Source organism: Arthrobacter sp. TJ-178 (genome assembly GCF_058269275.1).
In genome coordinates this window covers 1,007,665-1,023,670 of sequence record NZ_JBZCNK010000001.1, presented here as the reverse complement: position 1 = coordinate 1,023,670, position 16,006 = coordinate 1,007,665, and the positions used below count along the sequence as shown (strand labels likewise).

At 65.9% G+C, this 16,006-nt stretch carries 17 protein-coding genes; 12 read left to right on the top strand and 5 right to left on the bottom strand.

The window, feature by feature from the left end; all coding sequences use genetic code 11:
- Window positions 1-177: 177 nt before the first annotated feature.
- Window positions 178-738, bottom strand: a complete 561-nt coding sequence (locus tag AC4D2Q_RS04895) for a CGNR zinc finger domain-containing protein (protein ID WP_490945477.1) — start codon at window positions 736-738, stop codon at window positions 178-180.
- Window positions 739-845: 107 nt separating this feature from the next.
- On the opposite strand from AC4D2Q_RS04895, the gene AC4D2Q_RS04890 reads away from it, so the two are divergent.
- The gene (locus tag AC4D2Q_RS04890; protein WP_490945476.1) at window positions 846-1,847 is read left to right on the top strand and encodes an EamA family transporter; all 1,002 of its coding nucleotides are present in this window, start codon (window positions 846-848) and stop codon (window positions 1,845-1,847) included.
- Window positions 1,848-1,887: 40 nt separating this feature from the next.
- Here the strand turns inward: AC4D2Q_RS04890 and AC4D2Q_RS04885 are convergent, their stop codons facing one another.
- Window positions 1,888-3,441, bottom strand: a complete 1,554-nt coding sequence (locus tag AC4D2Q_RS04885; RefSeq protein WP_490945475.1) for a long-chain-fatty-acid--CoA ligase — start codon at window positions 3,439-3,441, stop codon at window positions 1,888-1,890.
- Between the two features lie 277 nt (window positions 3,442-3,718).
- Here AC4D2Q_RS04885 and AC4D2Q_RS04880 point away from each other — a divergent pair, with 277 nt between their 5' ends.
- From AC4D2Q_RS04880 to AC4D2Q_RS04850, 7 genes are all read left to right on the top strand, one after another.
- Window positions 3,719-5,218 (top strand): SulP family inorganic anion transporter, encoded by a 1,500-nt coding sequence (locus AC4D2Q_RS04880; protein WP_490945474.1) that lies wholly within the window; start codon window positions 3,719-3,721, stop codon window positions 5,216-5,218.
- A gap of 21 nt (window positions 5,219-5,239) precedes the next feature.
- Complete coding sequence (locus AC4D2Q_RS04875) at window positions 5,240-5,791, top strand: methylated-DNA--[protein]-cysteine S-methyltransferase (RefSeq protein ID WP_490945473.1); 552 nt, start codon at window positions 5,240-5,242, stop codon at window positions 5,789-5,791.
- A 61-nt stretch (window positions 5,792-5,852) separates the two neighbouring features.
- Window positions 5,853-6,362: an RNA polymerase sigma factor gene (locus AC4D2Q_RS04870; RefSeq protein ID WP_490945471.1), complete on the top strand. Its 510-nt coding sequence runs from the start codon at window positions 5,853-5,855 to the stop codon at window positions 6,360-6,362.
- Window positions 6,359-7,012 (top strand): methylated-DNA--[protein]-cysteine S-methyltransferase, encoded by a 654-nt coding sequence (locus AC4D2Q_RS04865; RefSeq protein ID WP_490945469.1) that lies wholly within the window; start codon window positions 6,359-6,361, stop codon window positions 7,010-7,012. Before AC4D2Q_RS04870 ends, AC4D2Q_RS04865 begins: the two co-directional genes overlap by 4 nt.
- The gene (locus AC4D2Q_RS04860; RefSeq protein WP_490945467.1) at window positions 7,009-7,698 is read left to right on the top strand and encodes an alpha-ketoglutarate-dependent dioxygenase AlkB family protein; all 690 of its coding nucleotides are present in this window, start codon (window positions 7,009-7,011) and stop codon (window positions 7,696-7,698) included. The genes AC4D2Q_RS04865 and AC4D2Q_RS04860 overlap by 4 nt, the downstream gene beginning before the upstream one ends.
- Window positions 7,695-8,051 carry an AlkA N-terminal domain-containing protein gene (locus tag AC4D2Q_RS04855; protein WP_490945464.1) on the top strand — a complete coding sequence of 119 codons (357 nt, stop codon included), beginning with the start codon at window positions 7,695-7,697 and terminating at the stop codon, window positions 8,049-8,051. The genes AC4D2Q_RS04860 and AC4D2Q_RS04855 overlap by 4 nt, the downstream gene beginning before the upstream one ends.
- A gap of 16 nt (window positions 8,052-8,067) precedes the next feature.
- Entirely contained in the window at window positions 8,068-8,613 is a 546-nt protein-coding gene (locus tag AC4D2Q_RS04850) for a DNA-3-methyladenine glycosylase family protein (RefSeq protein WP_490945462.1), read from the top strand.
- A 9-nt stretch (window positions 8,614-8,622) separates the two neighbouring features.
- Here the strand turns inward: AC4D2Q_RS04850 and AC4D2Q_RS04845 are convergent, their stop codons facing one another.
- A complete protein-coding gene (locus tag AC4D2Q_RS04845) occupies window positions 8,623-9,006 on the bottom strand; it encodes a DUF1304 domain-containing protein (RefSeq protein ID WP_490927854.1) in 384 nt (127 codons plus the stop codon).
- Between the two features lie 183 nt (window positions 9,007-9,189).
- Between AC4D2Q_RS04845 and pstS the strand changes: the two genes are divergently transcribed.
- The 3 genes from pstS to AC4D2Q_RS04830 all read left to right on the top strand — a co-directional run bounded on the left by pstS (window position 9,190) and on the right by AC4D2Q_RS04830 (window position 11,888).
- On the top strand, window positions 9,190-10,305 hold the full coding sequence (pstS, locus tag AC4D2Q_RS04840; RefSeq protein ID WP_490945460.1) for a phosphate ABC transporter substrate-binding protein PstS: 1,116 nt from the start codon (window positions 9,190-9,192) through the stop codon (window positions 10,303-10,305).
- Window positions 10,306-10,406: 101 nt separating this feature from the next.
- The gene (locus AC4D2Q_RS04835; RefSeq protein ID WP_400930387.1) at window positions 10,407-10,607 is read left to right on the top strand and encodes a hypothetical protein; all 201 of its coding nucleotides are present in this window, start codon (window positions 10,407-10,409) and stop codon (window positions 10,605-10,607) included.
- Between the two features lie 156 nt (window positions 10,608-10,763).
- Window positions 10,764-11,888: an AI-2E family transporter gene (locus AC4D2Q_RS04830; protein ID WP_490945458.1), complete on the top strand. Its 1,125-nt coding sequence runs from the start codon at window positions 10,764-10,766 to the stop codon at window positions 11,886-11,888.
- Between the two features lie 432 nt (window positions 11,889-12,320).
- Here AC4D2Q_RS04830 and AC4D2Q_RS04825 read toward each other — a convergent pair whose 3' ends face one another.
- A complete protein-coding gene (locus tag AC4D2Q_RS04825; RefSeq protein WP_490945456.1) occupies window positions 12,321-13,274 on the bottom strand; it encodes a lantibiotic dehydratase C-terminal domain-containing protein in 954 nt (317 codons plus the stop codon).
- Between the two features lie 755 nt (window positions 13,275-14,029).
- On the opposite strand from AC4D2Q_RS04825, the gene AC4D2Q_RS04820 reads away from it, so the two are divergent.
- Window positions 14,030-14,566 (top strand): hypothetical protein, encoded by a 537-nt coding sequence (locus AC4D2Q_RS04820; protein ID WP_490945453.1) that lies wholly within the window; start codon window positions 14,030-14,032, stop codon window positions 14,564-14,566.
- A 96-nt stretch (window positions 14,567-14,662) separates the two neighbouring features.
- On the opposite strand, the gene AC4D2Q_RS04815 is transcribed toward AC4D2Q_RS04820, so the two are convergent.
- Window positions 14,663-15,931 carry a multidrug effflux MFS transporter gene (locus AC4D2Q_RS04815; protein ID WP_490945451.1) on the bottom strand — a complete coding sequence of 423 codons (1,269 nt, stop codon included), beginning with the start codon at window positions 15,929-15,931 and terminating at the stop codon, window positions 14,663-14,665.
- Window positions 15,932-16,006 lie beyond the last annotated feature (75 nt).

Below are 16,006 nucleotides of genomic sequence, written 5' to 3'. Positions count from 1 at the left end.
CTGCAATTGAAACCCCCATTTTGTGCTGGCACAGACTGCACCCCGCGATGGGCACAGGGGTATCCCTGTGGCGGCACTTCGCGGAGTCGAGACTGAGTGGAATAGCTGTCCTCCGTGACGACGGGCGCAGCTCAGGGTCAGTGTAACTACACGTGTTCCAAGTAACAAGACCCCTTACTACTTGGTGTGCGGGGCCCCACTCGACGCCCGGCGGCTGCGGTAGGACCGGACATGTTCCCGGTTGCCGCAGTTCCCGGTGTCGCAGTAACGCTTGGAACGGTTCCGGGTCAGGTCCAGGATCACGGCCGAGCAGTCCGGAGCGGAACATGTGCCGAGCCTGTTCATTTCGCCGCCGCGCAGGATGTCCGCCAGGGCCATGGCAGCCTCCGTGGCCATCCTTTCTTCCAGCGGTGCGGCCGGGGAGGTGCAGTGCAGGTGCCATCCCCACTCGTCATGGCGGACCACCTGCGGGAGGGCGCGGGAGTTGCGCAGCAGCTGGTTGACGCCCGCCGCCAGCTCTTCTGCGTCGGCCGTCCAGAGTCGGCGCAGCACGGTGCGCAGGTGCCGGACGGCCCGCAGTTCTGCTGCCGTGCGGGTGCGGGAACCGCTGAAGCGCTCCTGAGCCAGGAAGTCATCCAGGTCTTCCAGGGTGAGGAGTTTGTCCGGTCCGGCCACGCCGGTGTTGATGAGCGCCGCCACAGTTCCCAGGGAGTCTGCGGTGTCATGTCCTAAAACCATTATGAATCCTGACATCTTCGAAGTGGTCTTCCCAGTGTAATGGTCTAAGAGGCAGAATGGTCCTGACCTGTCCCGCGGGACATCCAATCTTTGTTCCTGGAGGGACCATGAAACGCGTAGAGCATAAGCGGGCAGCCGGGGCCGGCACCGCGGGCATCCGCGGCAACCCGGCCGGCAGTGCCGGCATAGCGGTGGCCCTGCTTTCATCGGCAGTGTTCGGACTCTCCGGGTCCTTCGCCAAGTCACTGCTGGAAACGGGCTGGACGTCTACCAGCGCCGTGGCCGTACGGATGGGCGGAGCGGCACTGGTGCTGCTCATTCCCGCCCTGGTGGTGCTGCACGGGCGCTGGTACCAGGTCCGGGAGAACTGGAAGACCATCCTGGCCTTTGGATTCATCGGGGTTGCCGGGTGCCAGTTTTTCTACTTCAACGCAGTGGAACGGTTGTCCGTAGGAGTGGCGCTGCTGCTGGAATTCCTTGCACCGGTACTGATGGTGCTGTGGATTTGGGCGGCCACCCGCCGTCGGCCGGGCCTGAAGACCATAGGAGGCGCCCTGGCCGCGATCGCAGGCCTGGTGCTCGTCCTGGATATTGGCGGCGCCGTGCGCATTGATCCGGTGGGCGTCCTGTGGGGTCTGGCGGCGGCCGTTTGCCTGGCAATCTACTTCTTCATCACGGCCAAGCAGAACGACTCGCTGCCGCCCCTGGTGCTCGCCACCGGCGGAATGATCGTAGGAGCCGCCACCATGGTGCTGCTCGGGGCCGCCGGAATTCTCCCCACGGGATTCAGCACCGCCAACGTGGTGCTGGCCGGCCAGATGGCGCCGTGGTGGGTGCCGCTCGCCGGGCTGGTCCTGCTCTCCACCGTGCTGGCCTACGTCACCGGTATTGTGGCGGCGCGCAGTCTGGGTTCGCGGGTCGCGTCTTTTGTCTCCCTCACCGAGGTGCTCTTCGCCGTCCTGTGGGCCTGGCTGTTCCTGGCGGAACTTCCCGCCACGGTACAGCTCATCGGCGGGGCACTCATTGTCCTGGGAGTGGTGCTGGTGCGCTCGGACCGGGCGGCCGGCCTGCCCGGCGAGGCCCTTGAAGAGCCCGATCCCTACGCGTGAGACGGGCCCGCCGCAGCCTCTGCTGCGGCGGGCCCGGCCGCTACGCCTGGGGTTCGACCTGAGGCTCGCCCTGGCTGGCCGGGGTATCCACCCGGATCTCCCGCTTGAGGATCTTTCCGGTGGGACCCTTGGGCAGGGCATCGGTCAGCACCACCCGCCGCGGATACTTGTAGGCTGCCAGCCGGTCCTTCGCGAAACTGCGGATATCCGCCAGCAGCGCCTCGCGGGCGACGTCGTCGGCCACCCGGACATCCTCCTTCAAGCCCACCACGGCCACGATTTCCTCGCCGTGCAGTTCATCGGGGATGCCGATCACTGCCGCCTCGGCCACGGCGGGATGCTCGTACAGGATTTCCTCCACCTCGCGGGGATACACGTTGTAGCCGCCGCGCAGAATGACATCCTTCTTGCGGTCCACAATGTAGATGTTTCCGGCGTCGTCGAGCCGGCCCAGATCCCCGGTGCGGAACCAGCCGTCGGGAATGGCCGCCTGCGTAGCTTCCGGATTGTTCCAGTACTCCTTCATCACACCGGTGCCCTGCACGGCGAGTTCGCCCACCTCACCCACGGGAAGGTCTCCGCCGTCGGGATCCACCACGCGCACGTGCATGCCCTCCACCGCCTTGCCGATGGAGCCGGCCATGCGGTCCGGTCCCGGCAGGTTGAAGGAAACCACGGGTGAGGTTTCGGACAGGCCGTACCCCTCCAGCAGCTGGGTGCCGAAAACACGCTCAAATTCATGCAGCACCTCCAGCGGCATGGCCGATCCGCCGGTGATGGCTCCGCGCAGTGACGAGACATCGGTGTCCGCCAGGCGGGGATGGCGCAGCATGCCCACGTACATGGTGGGAACGCCCTCAAAGATGGTCACGCCGTCGCGTTCAATGATTTCCAGGGCCTTGCCGGCGTCAAACCGCGGGAGCAGGCTGATCGAGGCACCGGCCATGACCGCTGAGTTCAGTGCGGACGTCTGTCCGAACACATGGAAAAACGGCAGACCGCCAAAAATCACATCCGATTCCACCGTGTGCAGCAGATTGCGGGAAATTTCGGCGTTGGTGACCAGGTTGTTGTGGGTCAGCGCGGCCCCCTTGGGCCGCCCGGTGGTGCCGGAGGTGTAAAGGATGACGGCGGTGTCCTCCCCGTCCACCTCACGCACTTCGGAAACCGGATCCGTCTCGGCCAGCAGCTGAAGGAACGACCCCGCATTCACCGGGATAACTTCAACGCCGCCGGCCTGCTCCGCCCCCTCCAGGGCCTCAGCCAGGATCCCTTCCCAGGCGAAGACCAGCCGGGCCCCGGAATCCTGCAGGTGATAGGCCACTTCGCGGGCCTTGAGCAGCGGATTCAGGGGAACCACCACGGCTCCGTACCGCAGCACGCCGTAGTAGACAAAGGCCATCTGCGGAATGTTGGGCATGATCAGGGCGACGCGGTCACCGGGCTCGATGCCGCGCGCGGCGAGGACGCCCGCCACCTTGGCGCTCATGGCGTCCAGGGCTGCGTAAGAGACAGTGGCCTCATCGAGCAGCAGGACCGGCCGGTCCGGAATCCGGGCCGCGGTGTCGGTGAGAATGCCGGCGAGGTTTTGCATGAAGATCTCCTTTGATCTGGCGTTCAGCGTCCAAGCGGTTATGGACCCCCAGAGGGCCCGCCGAGCCGGTACTCCCCATTCCATACCGCTCGGTATGGAGCAGTCTAGGGCCACCGGGGCGCAGATGGACGGGCAAACGGTGTTTTTCTTGGCGAACGCTGCCGGCCCCGCGTAGGACCGCAGCAATCCGGCGGTAATCTGGTCCTAGGCGCGGTGTGCATTCCCGCCGCCGCAACCCCAATTCCAACCGATGTCCTCAGCCTTCAAAGGAACCCCCATGCCCTCTTCAGAGGCGCCCGCCCGCACTCCTGTCACCCGGCAGTCGGTGCTGACCACCCTGAAATCTCCGCGGCTGCTCAAAACGGAGGTGCTGGCCGGGCTTGTCGTGGCGCTTGCCCTGATCCCCGAGGCCATCGCCTTCTCGGTCATCGCCGGCGTGGATCCGCGGATGGGACTTTTCGCTTCCTTCACCATGGCGGTCACCATCGCTTTTGTGGGCGGCCGCCCCGCCATGATTTCCGCCGCCACCGGCGCCGTCGCGCTGGTGATTGCACCGGTGGTGGCCAACCACGGCGTCCGATACCTGGTGCCCACCGTGATCCTGGCCGGCGTGATCCAGATCCTGCTCGCGCTGGCCGGTGTGGCCAAGCTGATGCGCTTCATTCCCCGGTCGGTGATGGTGGGCTTCGTGAATGCGCTGGCCATCCTGGTGTTTTCCTCCCAGCTGCCCGAACTCATTGGCGTGCCCTGGCTGGTCTACCCGATTGTCGCCGTCGGGCTGGTTATCGTGTTCGGCCTGCCCCGGCTGACGACGGCGGTTCCCGCGCCGCTGGCGGCGATCGCCGTCCTGACGGTGGCCGCCGTCGTCGCCGGCTGGGACCTGCCGACCGTGGGGGACAAGGGGGAGCTGCCCGACAGTCTGCCGGCCCTGCTCTTCCCGGACATTCCGCTGACCCTGGAGACACTGCGGATCATCGCCCCGTACGCGCTCGCCATGGCCTTTGTGGGCCTGCTGGAATCACTGCTCACCGCCAAACTCGTGGATGACATCACCGATACCCGCTCTTCCAAGCCCCGCGAGGCGGCAGGGCAGGGCATCGCGAATATTGTGACCGGATTCTTCGGCGGCATGGGCGGCTGCGCCGTGGTGGGGCAGACCATGATGAACGTGAAGGCCTCCGGTGCCCGCACCCGGATTTCCACTTTCCTGGCCGGGGTTTTCCTCCTCATCCTGGTGGTGGTCCTGGGAGATGTGGTGGCGCTGATTCCCATGGCGGCGCTTGTGTCCGTGATGATCTTCGTGGCCTGGGCCGCGTTCGACTGGCACAGCATCCGTCCCTCCACCCTGAAGCGCATGCCGAAGTCCGAGACCGCCGTCATGGTCATCACCGTCCTCGCCACGGTGTTCACGCACAACCTGGCGATCGGCGTCGGAGCAGGAGTGCTCACGGCCATGGTGCTTTTTGCCCGCCGGGTGGCGCACTTTGTCACCGTGCACCGCACCCTGGACGGCGACGGCGGTGCGGTCACCTACACGGTGCAGGGCGAGCTGTTCTTCGCCTCCTCCAATGACCTTTACACCCAGTTCGACTACGCCCTGGATCCGGACCAGGTGCTGATCGATCTGAGCGCCTCGCACGTCTGGGACGCCTCCACGGTGGCCGCACTGGATGCCATTACCGAGAAGTACCGCAGCCGCGGCAAAACGGTCCGGATCACCGGCCTGGATGATTCCTCCGATGCGATTCGTTCCCGGCTCAGCGGCCGGCTGGGCTGAAAAAGCCGCTACGCTCGGCTCATGACTGCCGTCCATTGTGTGATCGCTTCGCCCATCGGGCCCCTGACCCTGGTGGCCGACGGCGGTGCCCTCACCGCGGTCTATATGGAAAACCACAAGCGCGGTCCGGCCGCCGGAAGTCTCGGAACGGCGATTCTGCTGGACGCCTCCGCACCGGAACAGGCCGCGGCCGGCACCACGGAGGAAGACGCCGCCGTCCTCCTCCGGGCGCAAGTCCAGCTGGGCGAGTACTTTGCCGGGGAACGGCGGGAATTCGACCTGCCGCTGGCTCCGGTTGGCAATCCGTTCCGACAGCGGGTCTGGTCACTGCTGCGCGAAATCCCGTATGGCCAGACGCGCTCTTACGGGGATCTGGCCCGGCAGCTGGGGGACCGGAACCTCGCGCAGGCGGTGGGTGCCGCCAATGCCCGCAACCCGATCTCGGTCATCGTTCCGTGTCACCGCGTGGTGGGAGCTGCCGGCGCCCTCACCGGCTATGCGGGCGGGCTGCAGCGCAAGCAGCACCTGCTGGGGCTGGAGGATCCGCGGCGGGTCCAGGACGCACTCTTCTGAGACCATGGGACCGCCAGCGGGAGCAGGCTCACAAAAGCTGCTCCGGGATCGTTTACCGGGTGTGGATGTGAAACCGTTCGAAGCCGTTGTCGCCGAACACGGTCCGGCCGTGCTGCGGGTCTGCCGCGCCGTGCTGGGGCCGCAGGATGCGGACGACGCCTGGTCCGAGACGTTCCTGGCGGCGCTGCGCGCCTACCCGGACTTGGCGCCGGGCGCCAACATCCAGGCCTGGCTGGTGACCATTGCCAAGCACAAGGCCATTGACCTGCACCGTGCCGCCGCCCGGCGTCCGGTTCCGGTTTCCGATCTGCCGCCGCCCGCGGGCAGCAATGGCCGCGAAGGGCGCAGCGCCGGCTATCCGGCCCCCGGCGAGGCCAACGATTATGATCCGCTCTGGGCTGCACTGAAGACCCTGCCGCGCAGGCAGCGGGAGGCCCTTGCCTATCACCACTTGGCCGGGCTGTCCTATGCGGAAGTTGCCGTGGTGCTGGGCGGCACCGAGGCGGCGTGCCGCCGGTCCGCAGCGGACGGCATGAAGAAACTGCGCAGCCTGAACTTGGAGGAATCATGATGACACCGCCGGAGAAACTGCCGCTGAAGGAAACACCGAACGGTTTGCCGCCGGAGCTGCGCCCGCAGACCGGCGGGAACGCCGCCGAAGCCGCCGTCCTGGAGCGGCTGCACGGAAGACTGGTCACCGCCGCTGAGGAGACCGGCGTGCTGGACGTGGCCTACACGGTCATTGATACCCCCGTGGGGGAACTGCTCCTGGCGGCAACCGACGCCGGATTGGTGCGGGTGTCCTTCGCCTGCGAGGACCACGACACGGTGCTGGCCGCGCTGGCGCAGCGGATCAGCCCCCGGATCCTGCGGGCGCCGGAGCGGCTGCAGGCTGCGGCCGAGCAGATCGGAGAGTACTTCGCCGGCGCCCGCCGCAGCTTCGACCTGCCCCTGGACCTGCGGCTGGCAGCGGGTTTCCGCCGCTCCGTCGTCGAACATCTTTCCGGCATCGGATACGGATCCACGGCTACCTACGCCGCCCTCGCCGCGCTGGCCGGCAGTCCCGGTGCAGTGCGCGCCGTCGGCACCGCCTGCGCCCTGAACCCGCTGCCGGTGGTGGTGCCCTGCCACCGGGTCGTTCGTTCGGACGGGAGCACGGGCGGCTACCGCGGCGGCCCGGCCGCCAAACGTCTGCTGCTGAATCTGGAGGCTGCGGCATGAGCGGCGCACTGTTTCCGCCCGACCGGGCAGAGCTGGCCGCCGGCGCCGTCCATGTTCCCGGCTGGCTGGATCCGGCGGCGCAGCGCGAGATAGTTCAGGCCTGCCGGCAGTGGGCCATCGGGCCGGTGCCCATGCGCGCCGCGGTGCTGCCCGGCGGCCATCCCATGTCCGTGCAGACCGTGTGCCTTGGCTGGCACTGGCAGCCGTACAAATACACCCGCACGGCCGACGACGCCGGCGGCGGCCGGGTGGCCGAGGTGCCCCAGTGGCTGATCGCCCTGGGACGGCGCGCCCTGGCCGAGGCCTACGGACGCCCGGGCGAACCCGGATACGCGCCGGACCTCTGGAAGCCCGAGGACTACACCCCGGACACCGCACTGATCAATTACTACGCCCACGGCGCCCACATGGGCATGCACCAGGACAAAGAGGAGAAGTCCAGTGCCCCCGTGGTGTCCCTCAGCATTGGCGACACCTGCATATTCCGCTTCGGGAATACTTCCACGCGGACCAAGCCCTACACCGATATTGAGCTCAGCTCCGGAGACCTGTTTGTCTTTGGCGGGCCCTCGCGCTTCGCCTACCACGGCGTGCCCAAGACCCTGCCGGGCACGGCCGATCCCGACTCGGGGCTGGCGCAGGGACGGATCAACATCACTCTGCGCATGACCGGAATGACTCCGTGATCCTCCCGCCGGCCCGGACCCTTCGGCACAAACTGGCCTGCGCTGAACCGTTCGCCTGGCAACCGTTGTTCCGGGCGCTTGCCGCCCACGCAGTGCCCGGCCTGGAGCGGGCGGAATACGACGACGACGGCGGCGCGGAGGTTGAGCGCCTGGTGCCGGCACCGTCCGGACCGGCCCGGGTCCGCGTCCGCTTCGGCCGGCCGGGCGCCGTGGAGGTGGAGCTTTCCCTGGCCCCGGAAACTCCGGCCGAGTTGCTGGCACAGGAGGAGGCTGCCGTGTTGGTCCTGGTGCGGCGCTGGCTGGACCTGGACGCCGGACCCCGCCGTCATCGACGGATTCCTCTCCGGCTTTGACCTGCTGGCACCGCTGGTGGCGGCCGCACCGGGACTGCGCGTGCCGGGATCCGTCAACGGCTTTGAAACCGCCGTTCACACGGTGCTGGGCCAACAGGTTTCCCTCGCCGCCGCGCGTACCTTCGGCGCCCGGCTCGCGGCAGCCTTCGGCGGCCCGGAACGGGACGGGCTTCGAGCCTTTCCCTTCCCCGAACAGCTGGCCGCCGTGCCGGCGGAAGATCTGCAGGCGGCAATTGGTCTCACGCATTCGCGGGCGCGGACCGTAGCCGCACTGGCGGAAGCATCCGCCTCAGGGCTGGTGCTCGGTGCCGGGTCCGACCCGGTTGCCACCCGTGCGGCCCTGCTGGCGCTTCCCGGAATCGGCCAGTGGACGGCTGATTACCTGGCGGTCCGGGTTTTTGGCGACCGGGACGCCTATCCGGCGGATGACCTCGTGCTTAAGCGGGCGCTGGGGGTTGGAACCGGACGTGCTGCAGCCGCCCTGTCCGAGCCGTGGCGGCCCTGGCGGGCCTACGCACTGTTCCACCTGTGGACGGCCGCAGCCTACGGATCCGGACGGTAGCCGCGGCCGTCAGGCTGCGAGCAGGGTAAAGAGCAGGCAGAGGACGGCCGGGCCGCCCTGAACAAGGGCGGGACGGATCATTTTCCGGTTGCTCAGGATCAGCACCAGGGCGGCCAGGACCATCGACGCTGACGTGAAACTCATCAGGGTCAGCCCCGCCACCCTGCTGCCGGCACCAAGCAGGACAATCCCCAGCAGCGCCCCGACTGCCAAAAACAGATTGTAGAACCCCTGGTTGTAGGCCAGGGCTTGGGTGTAGGCCGCCTCCTGCGGGCTGGAAATCCGAAAAACCCTCATGGTCGCCGGAACCGTCCAGCGCAGGGATTCCAAAACAAAAATGTACAGATGTACAGCCGCGGCAATCACGGCAAAAACTGCAGCGGTAATGAGCACGGTGACGCCTCCTTGGCCATCAATCCTTCCACCCCTGTTGAGCGCGGCCAAGGCCCGGGAGGCCTTTCGGTTGGCGGGGGAGCAGGAATGGCCGCTAGCCTTGAAGGGGTGCCCGGTGTTCTTTCCGTGAGCATCCCGGCCGCGCCGTCAGCCTCTGCCACAGTCCCCGGAAGGACAGCCTCAGTGCCCATACCCCGTTCCGTCCGTCCCCTTGCCGCGGCAGCCGCCGCCGTCCTGGCGCTGTCCGCCTGCGGTTCGGACTACCCCCTGGGAGATGAACAGCGCGAGGCAGCGGAAAACAGCACGTCCACCCTGTCGGGTATTCTCTCCGGCTCCGGATCCAGTGCCCAGGGCCCCGCCATGGACGCCTGGATGGCCGGTTTCGGCACCATCAATCCGAAGGTCCAGGTGCAGTACTCCCCGGATGGTTCAGGCGCCGGACGCAACGCGCTGCTGGCCGGCGCGGTGGACTTCGCCGGTTCGGATGCCTATCTCCAGGAAGAGGAACTGGGCCAAGCCCGGGAAGTCTGCGGGCCCAACGGTGCCATGGACATTCCGGCCTACATTTCCCCGATAGCGGTGGCATTCAACCTGCCGGGCATCGACTCCCTCAACCTGGATGCCCCCACCATCGCCGCGATCTTCCGCGGGGACATCGAGAAGTGGAGCGATCCGGCAATCGCCGAACAGAACCCCGGGGTTACCCTTCCGGATATCCGCGTCACGCCGGTCAGCCGGGCCGATGACTCCGGCACCACCGAGAACTTCACCGAATACCTGCACGAGGCCGCTCCCCAGGCGTGGCCGGACAGCCCGTCAGGGACCTGGCCGGGGAACCTGAGCGGTGAAAATGCCCAGGGCAATGCGGGTGTGGTCAGCACGGTGACCCGCACCGAAGGTGCTGTGACCTACGCCGATGATTCAGTCATAGATGACTCGATGGGCACCGTGAACCTGCGGGTTGGCGGCGAGTACGTGCCGATCAGTGCGGACGGCGCTGCGATCGCCGTCGAGCAGGCGAAGCGGGTTCCGAACCGCGGATTGCATGACATTGCCCTCCAGCTGGACCGCACCACCACCGCCCCCGGTGCCTATCCACTGGTCCTCGTGTCCTATCAGATCTATTGCAGCGGCTATGAAGATCCAGAGACCGTGGAGCTGGTAAAGGCCTTCGGCGAGTATGTTGTCAGCGACGAGGGGCAGGCAGCGTCGGAGGACGCGGCCAAGAGCGCGCCGCTGCCGGCATCTCTGGCAGATGAGGCCCGCGACGCCATTGAAAGCATCACCACGCTGCCCTGACGGCGGGACGACGGCGGCACGGGCCGGCGCTAACGGAGCCCTCTTGCGCGGCCCGGGCAGCGGTGGCACCGTTGATTCACCGCAATCTAAAGGGGGCCGCAATGCAACCGATTCAGATAGAGCGCTGGTGGCCGTATCTAGACGGCTCGGCCAAGTCATGGCTGCGCGAGAACCTTCGCGACGAGGGTATCCCGGGAAAGATCCAGGACCGCATCGCCGAAGCCGGAGGTCCGGTGATCGAACCGCTCCTTGAGGAGCGGGACTGGGTGTTCATTGAAGCCCAGCCGGAGTTCGCGGAATAGTTCTGCCGCCGGCTGAGGCAAAATGAAAGGGTGACCAGGACCGATTCCCCAGCTTCTCCAGTTTTCCCGCAGCGGCATACGCCATCAGAAGAATCCTCGGCCCCGGGGTCCCGTGCGGACGGCCGCCTGAAGCCGCGGGGCACGTTCGCCAGGGGCATGGCGGCGTCATCCGTGTGGGTTGCCCGGGGGTTGATCATCCTCGCAGGTCTCGTGGTGATCTGGTTCGGCATCCGCTCCCTGTGGTCAATAGCCCTCCCCGGATTGCTGGCGCTGCTTCTCTCCTCCATCCTGTGGCCGCTGAACCGGGTGCTGCGGGCGGTGCTGCCCAAGGCCCTGGCCGCTTTGCTCTCCCTGCTGGGGCTGCTGGCGGCCATCGCCGCAGTAGCCATGGCGGTGGTGCCTTCGATCTCCTCCGGTTCCAAGGAACTTGTCCGGATGGCCGGCGAGAACATGCAGGAGCTCAGCAACTTTGTGGCTGACCTGCCGTTTGCCGTCCAGGAGATCGATTTCACCGAACTGCTGGATGCCGGCCTGGCCCAGCTCCGGGAACACAGCAGCGACATTGTCTCAGGCGTCACGGCCGGTTTGGGTACGGTTTCATCCGTCACCGTGGTGTTCCTGCTGACCCTGGTTTTCACGTTCTTCTGCCTCAAGGACGGAGACAAGTTCCTCCCCTGGGCCAGCCGGTGGACCAATAACCGTGCCTTTGTCCACGCCGTGCGGGTGTCCGAAGAAGCGTGGCAAACCCTCTCCGCCTACATCCTCGCGCAGGCCACAGTAGCCCTGGCGGACGCTGTTTTCATTGGGCTGGGGCTATGGGTGCTGGATATTCCGCTGGCACCGGCCCTGATGGTGCTGATCTTCTTTGCCAGCTTCATTCCCATTGTGGGTGCTGTTGCCACCGGAGTCCTGGCCACCCTGGTTGCCCTCGTGGCCCACGGCTGGGTGACGGCGCTGCTGGTGCTGGGCGTTGTCCTGGTGGTCCAGCAGCTTGAGTCGAACATCCTGCAGCCCCTGCTGGTGGGTAAAACGCTGAAGCTGCATCCCGCCGTCGTACTGGGATCCGTGACCGTGGGCAGCACGCTCTTCGGCATTGTGGGGGCGTTCCTGGCGGTGCCTGCCACCGCCGTCGCCATTGTGGTGCTGCGGTATCTGCGGGACCAGTCGCTGTCCACGGCCAATGCCGCGGTTTCCGGGAAGGTTCCTGAAGCCGCGGGAACGGATGAGCTGGAGGGCCCCGAACCGCAGCCTCAGCACGGACCTGTGCCGGCGGATTCCTAGCGGCGGAAAGTGTAGTTCGGCTCGTACTTGGTTGAGCCGGAGATGCGGTGGACGCGCCGGGGACAGAACGGGTCAAAGACTTCGACTTCCATGCGTCCAGTTTCCGGATGGGAACGGTAAATGCAGGTGCAGGGGTAATGCACGCTTCAGATGCCTTTCAGATACCGATCTGCTGCTGCGCGGCCTCAGGGCACGCGCGGGCTCACCACCAAATATTGTGCCAAACCGCTTCCGGAAGGGAAAACCGCGGCCCGGGCGGGCGGCGAAGGGTAAGCAGGGATTAAAAGGGCGGGGCGCCCCCGGTGGTCTCACTTCCGGAAGCGCCCCTCGCGTTGCTGCCCTATTAGTATTACCAATCGACCTGTGAGGACTCTGAATGCCGCCTCGGCAGGGTGCCGCTGGCAAGGTGCCCGACAGCACGGATCCGAGAAGCTACGGAGCCATCCTCAGGAAATCCGCTTCCCGCTCCTTGCTCCAGGACCGGGCATACAGTCCCAGGCCTGCCTCATCGCGGACCGAGATGCCGAGCCGGTTCAGCATGAGCCGGCTTTGGTACACGGTAAGCTGCTGCGCACTGCGGCTGGCCCTGACTTTGTCCGCCCGGTACAGGTAGGTGTCGATGGCCCGGGACCAGCGCTTGCGCCAGTTGTCCACGGCCGGCTCCGACGCGGTGGCGGCCATGAGCCGGTGGGCCGGCAGGATCCGGGGTGCAAGCTGTGAGGTCAGGGCGTTGCGCATGTGGGCGGCCTGCGGGCCCGAGGCTGCTGTGCAGCTGCGGAGATGGCTGTCCCAGTAGTAATCCCACGAGATGGCCCGGCGGTCCGCCCAGACCGGGGAACGCGGTCCGCGCATCATTGCGTAGCTGGCATCGAACAGGAGCAGCGCCGCCAGGGACGAGCGGCTGTTTGCCTTCGGGAAGCGGGACGTGGCCCAGGCTGCCAGATCCGATGACAGCTCAAAAACCTCTTCCGCCAGCGCCAGTCCATCCGCACCGCCGTACTTTGCGAGGTCCGACTCTGCTCGGGGGGAGACCGGCCCCGACTCCCAGCGGGTAGGAATCGGTTCCTCCCGATATTCCGAGGTCTGCAATTCACCCAAATGGGGCACAGCCTGGTCGACCAGGGCCCGCATCAGGGACTGCAAGCGGTCCAGAACCCGCGGGGCACCAAGGATGCGCACCTGGATGAAGGGATGGACCGGGTCCATGCAGCGCGTATGGAACCAGCGCTGTGCTCCCCAGGAACGCGCCTGGGCGGCCAAAGGTGTGACCACGTCGCCTATGATCGCGTCACAAACATCCTTGGCCGTGGGCTGGATGGTCAAGGACCACCACTCGGCACCGTTGGTCAGCGGCTTGGTTTGCTGGAGTTGCGCTAACTGGCTCATTGGAGATGCCTCCCGTTGGTGTCGTACCGGAGATGTCGCTCCGGCCCTAGCGAAGTTATTGCCGTTCTGCACGCCTCTGTCCCGCGGCCCGGCGGGACATGTCCTTCCGGGAGGAACTCTTCGAGAAGAGAGCTGGCGGAGTGGAGGGCGGCATGGTGATATGGCCTCTTGGCGGTGTTGGGGTTCTCCGACCCGGGGGCAGTCCAGCGAGCTCGCCCCCAAATGGCTGGGGTCCGTTGCCTGGCTGTCCTGCGGGGTCGGAGACTGAAGGTGCGGAATCCATCTGCGTTCACTAACCGTCTTGCGTGTACTGACCTGTCCTGCCGGCTGACTGGTGAAGTGATGCCGTCAGGCTCATATCCTTCCAGTCGCCACGCCGCGTCCACCAGAGATTTTAGGAAAACCCTTCGTTAACGGAGGAACCAGTTGCACCTGATGAAATATCGGGTAATGGGGCTGCTGACACACCTTCGGGCGGGATCCGAGCTCAGGGCAGAGGCGTCCCTTTCTGCCGGCCGCGAAGGTTCGCGCTTACCTCCACAATGTCCCCGCGTCCAGCCCCGCCAACCCGCGACAGCGCAAGGGGAGTAAGAATTTTTGGACAAAATCGTTCAACACTCTGGCGCGTGGGTGCCGATTAGCCCTAGTCTCCAATAGGTTTCCGGCAGCGACAAATACCAAACCCGGGCGGATCAGACCGCCCCGGGCAATGCAACACCTGTTCCCCGCGGTCGGCACGGGGCAGGGAAGGAAAGATGAAAGATCATTTCTGGCCAACGGAAGTATCCGAGAGGCTGAGTGAGCATCTGGCGGGCGCTTTCACCGGAGTCGACTTCCGGACAGCTCCGCTGGAGGTCTATGACGTCGCCACAATCGACGTGGCGTGGACAAACGGGCCCGCCCTGCACGAAGTGGACCTGGTTGCGCTGGAGTTCATTCTCCGCGCGAATCTGGATACATGGGGGACACCCCAGGCCAGCGGCGTCAGGATCGACAGGATTTCCAAGCGCCGAACCATGAGCCCGGCGGCGGAGGAAATGCTGATGAAGGTCCTGGCTGCTGATCTGGGAGTTGGTGCGGATGATCCGGACATCGAGCGGCTGCATGCCCTGCCGCCCGTCCTCACCGGGTGCCGTTTTGGTGCCGACAAAGGAACGATCCTGGAGTTCCTGGACCTTCTGTTTGAATCAACAAGCTTCACGGGGGAGGAAGCAGCGGGCGGGTACATCGGCGGGCAGGAGTCACTGCTGTGCCGGTGCACCCTGTGTGTCAAACCGGCATTCTCCCTTTAAGCCGCCGGATGTCCCCTGGAGATTCCTGCTGTCCCCCGTTGCCGAAAGCGGCTCGGCTTCCGGCGACGGGGGAGTGTTAAACCGGGTTGTAGCCGCCTAGGCGACGGGCTGTTGGGTGTCCTCGGTCCGCAGTTCGGACCCGGCGGCGGGTGCCGTGGCGGTCTTTCGCGTCAGTGTTGCGTAAGAGACGGCGGCGAGAACGGCAAAAACAACCATGGCAACACCCATCGGCACCGCTGTGTCCTCGCCGCCCAGGCCCACAACCGGTGCTACGGCCGCTGCGAGCACATACTGCAGACAGCCCAGGAATGCGGACCCGGTTCCGGCGTGGTGCCCGGCTTCCTCAAGGGCCAGTGCGGTGGCGTTGCCGAAAATGAACCCCAGAGATCCCTGGAACACTGCGAACAGGATCAGCATCGGCACCATCGGTGTTCCGGAAAGTGCGAAGGTCAGCAGGCCGGCTGCGGCCAGCACGGCCACCGCCAGGCCAATGGCGATCATCCGGCGGTAGGAAACCTTGCCAGCCAGTGCGGCGGCAACAACGCTGACAATCGTGATGCACAGGGCGTTCGTGGCGAAAATCAGGGAGAACCGCGTCTCCGAGAGGCCCATGATGTTCTGGATGACGAACGGAGAAGCTGAGATGTAGGCAAACAGTCCCGCGAAGGCGAAGCAGAAGGTCAGCAGGTAGCCGGTGTAGTTCCGGTTGCTGAGGACCACTGCGGCCACGTGCAGCGTGGTCTTGATCCCGCCGCGGTTGCGGTCTTCATCCGCGAGGGTTTCCTTGACTCCGAAGACTCCCCAGACGAAGAGGATCAAGACCAGTACAGCCAAAATCCAGAACACGGCGCGCCACCCGGCGGCGGCGATGATGGCCCCGCCTGCCAAGGGGGCGATCACGGGTGCGATGACGCAGATGATGGTCAGTACACCCAGCAGCTTGGCTGCGGCAGCACCGCGCGACGTGTCCGCGACAATGGCGCGGGCCAGGACGACGCCCGCCGCTCCGCCAAGGCCCTGCAGGAAGCGGGCCGAGGCGAGAATTTCCGCAGTGGGGGCGAGGGCGCAGGCAGCGCTGGCTGCGGCGCAGACGAAGGTGCCCACCAGCAGGGGCTTGCGCCGGCCAATTCCGTCCGACAGCGGGCCGATGAACAGCTGGCCAAGGCCGAGGCCCACCAGGAACGTGGTCATGGTCAGCTGGACACCGGCGGCAGTGGTGTTCAAATCCCCGGCCATGCCCGGGAAAGCGGGCAGGTAAAGGTCAATGGAAAGGGGGCCCAGGGCGGTCAGCAGGGCCAGGAGAAGAATGAGTTGTCCGCTGGTGCGGCGCACCGGCGAGGGCGGGTTAACGGTGGAATCGGGCATGACGACTTTCTGAGGTGCGGCCAGGATTCCATCGATTATAGTTATGGCAACATATATATGTCAATATATGGGATA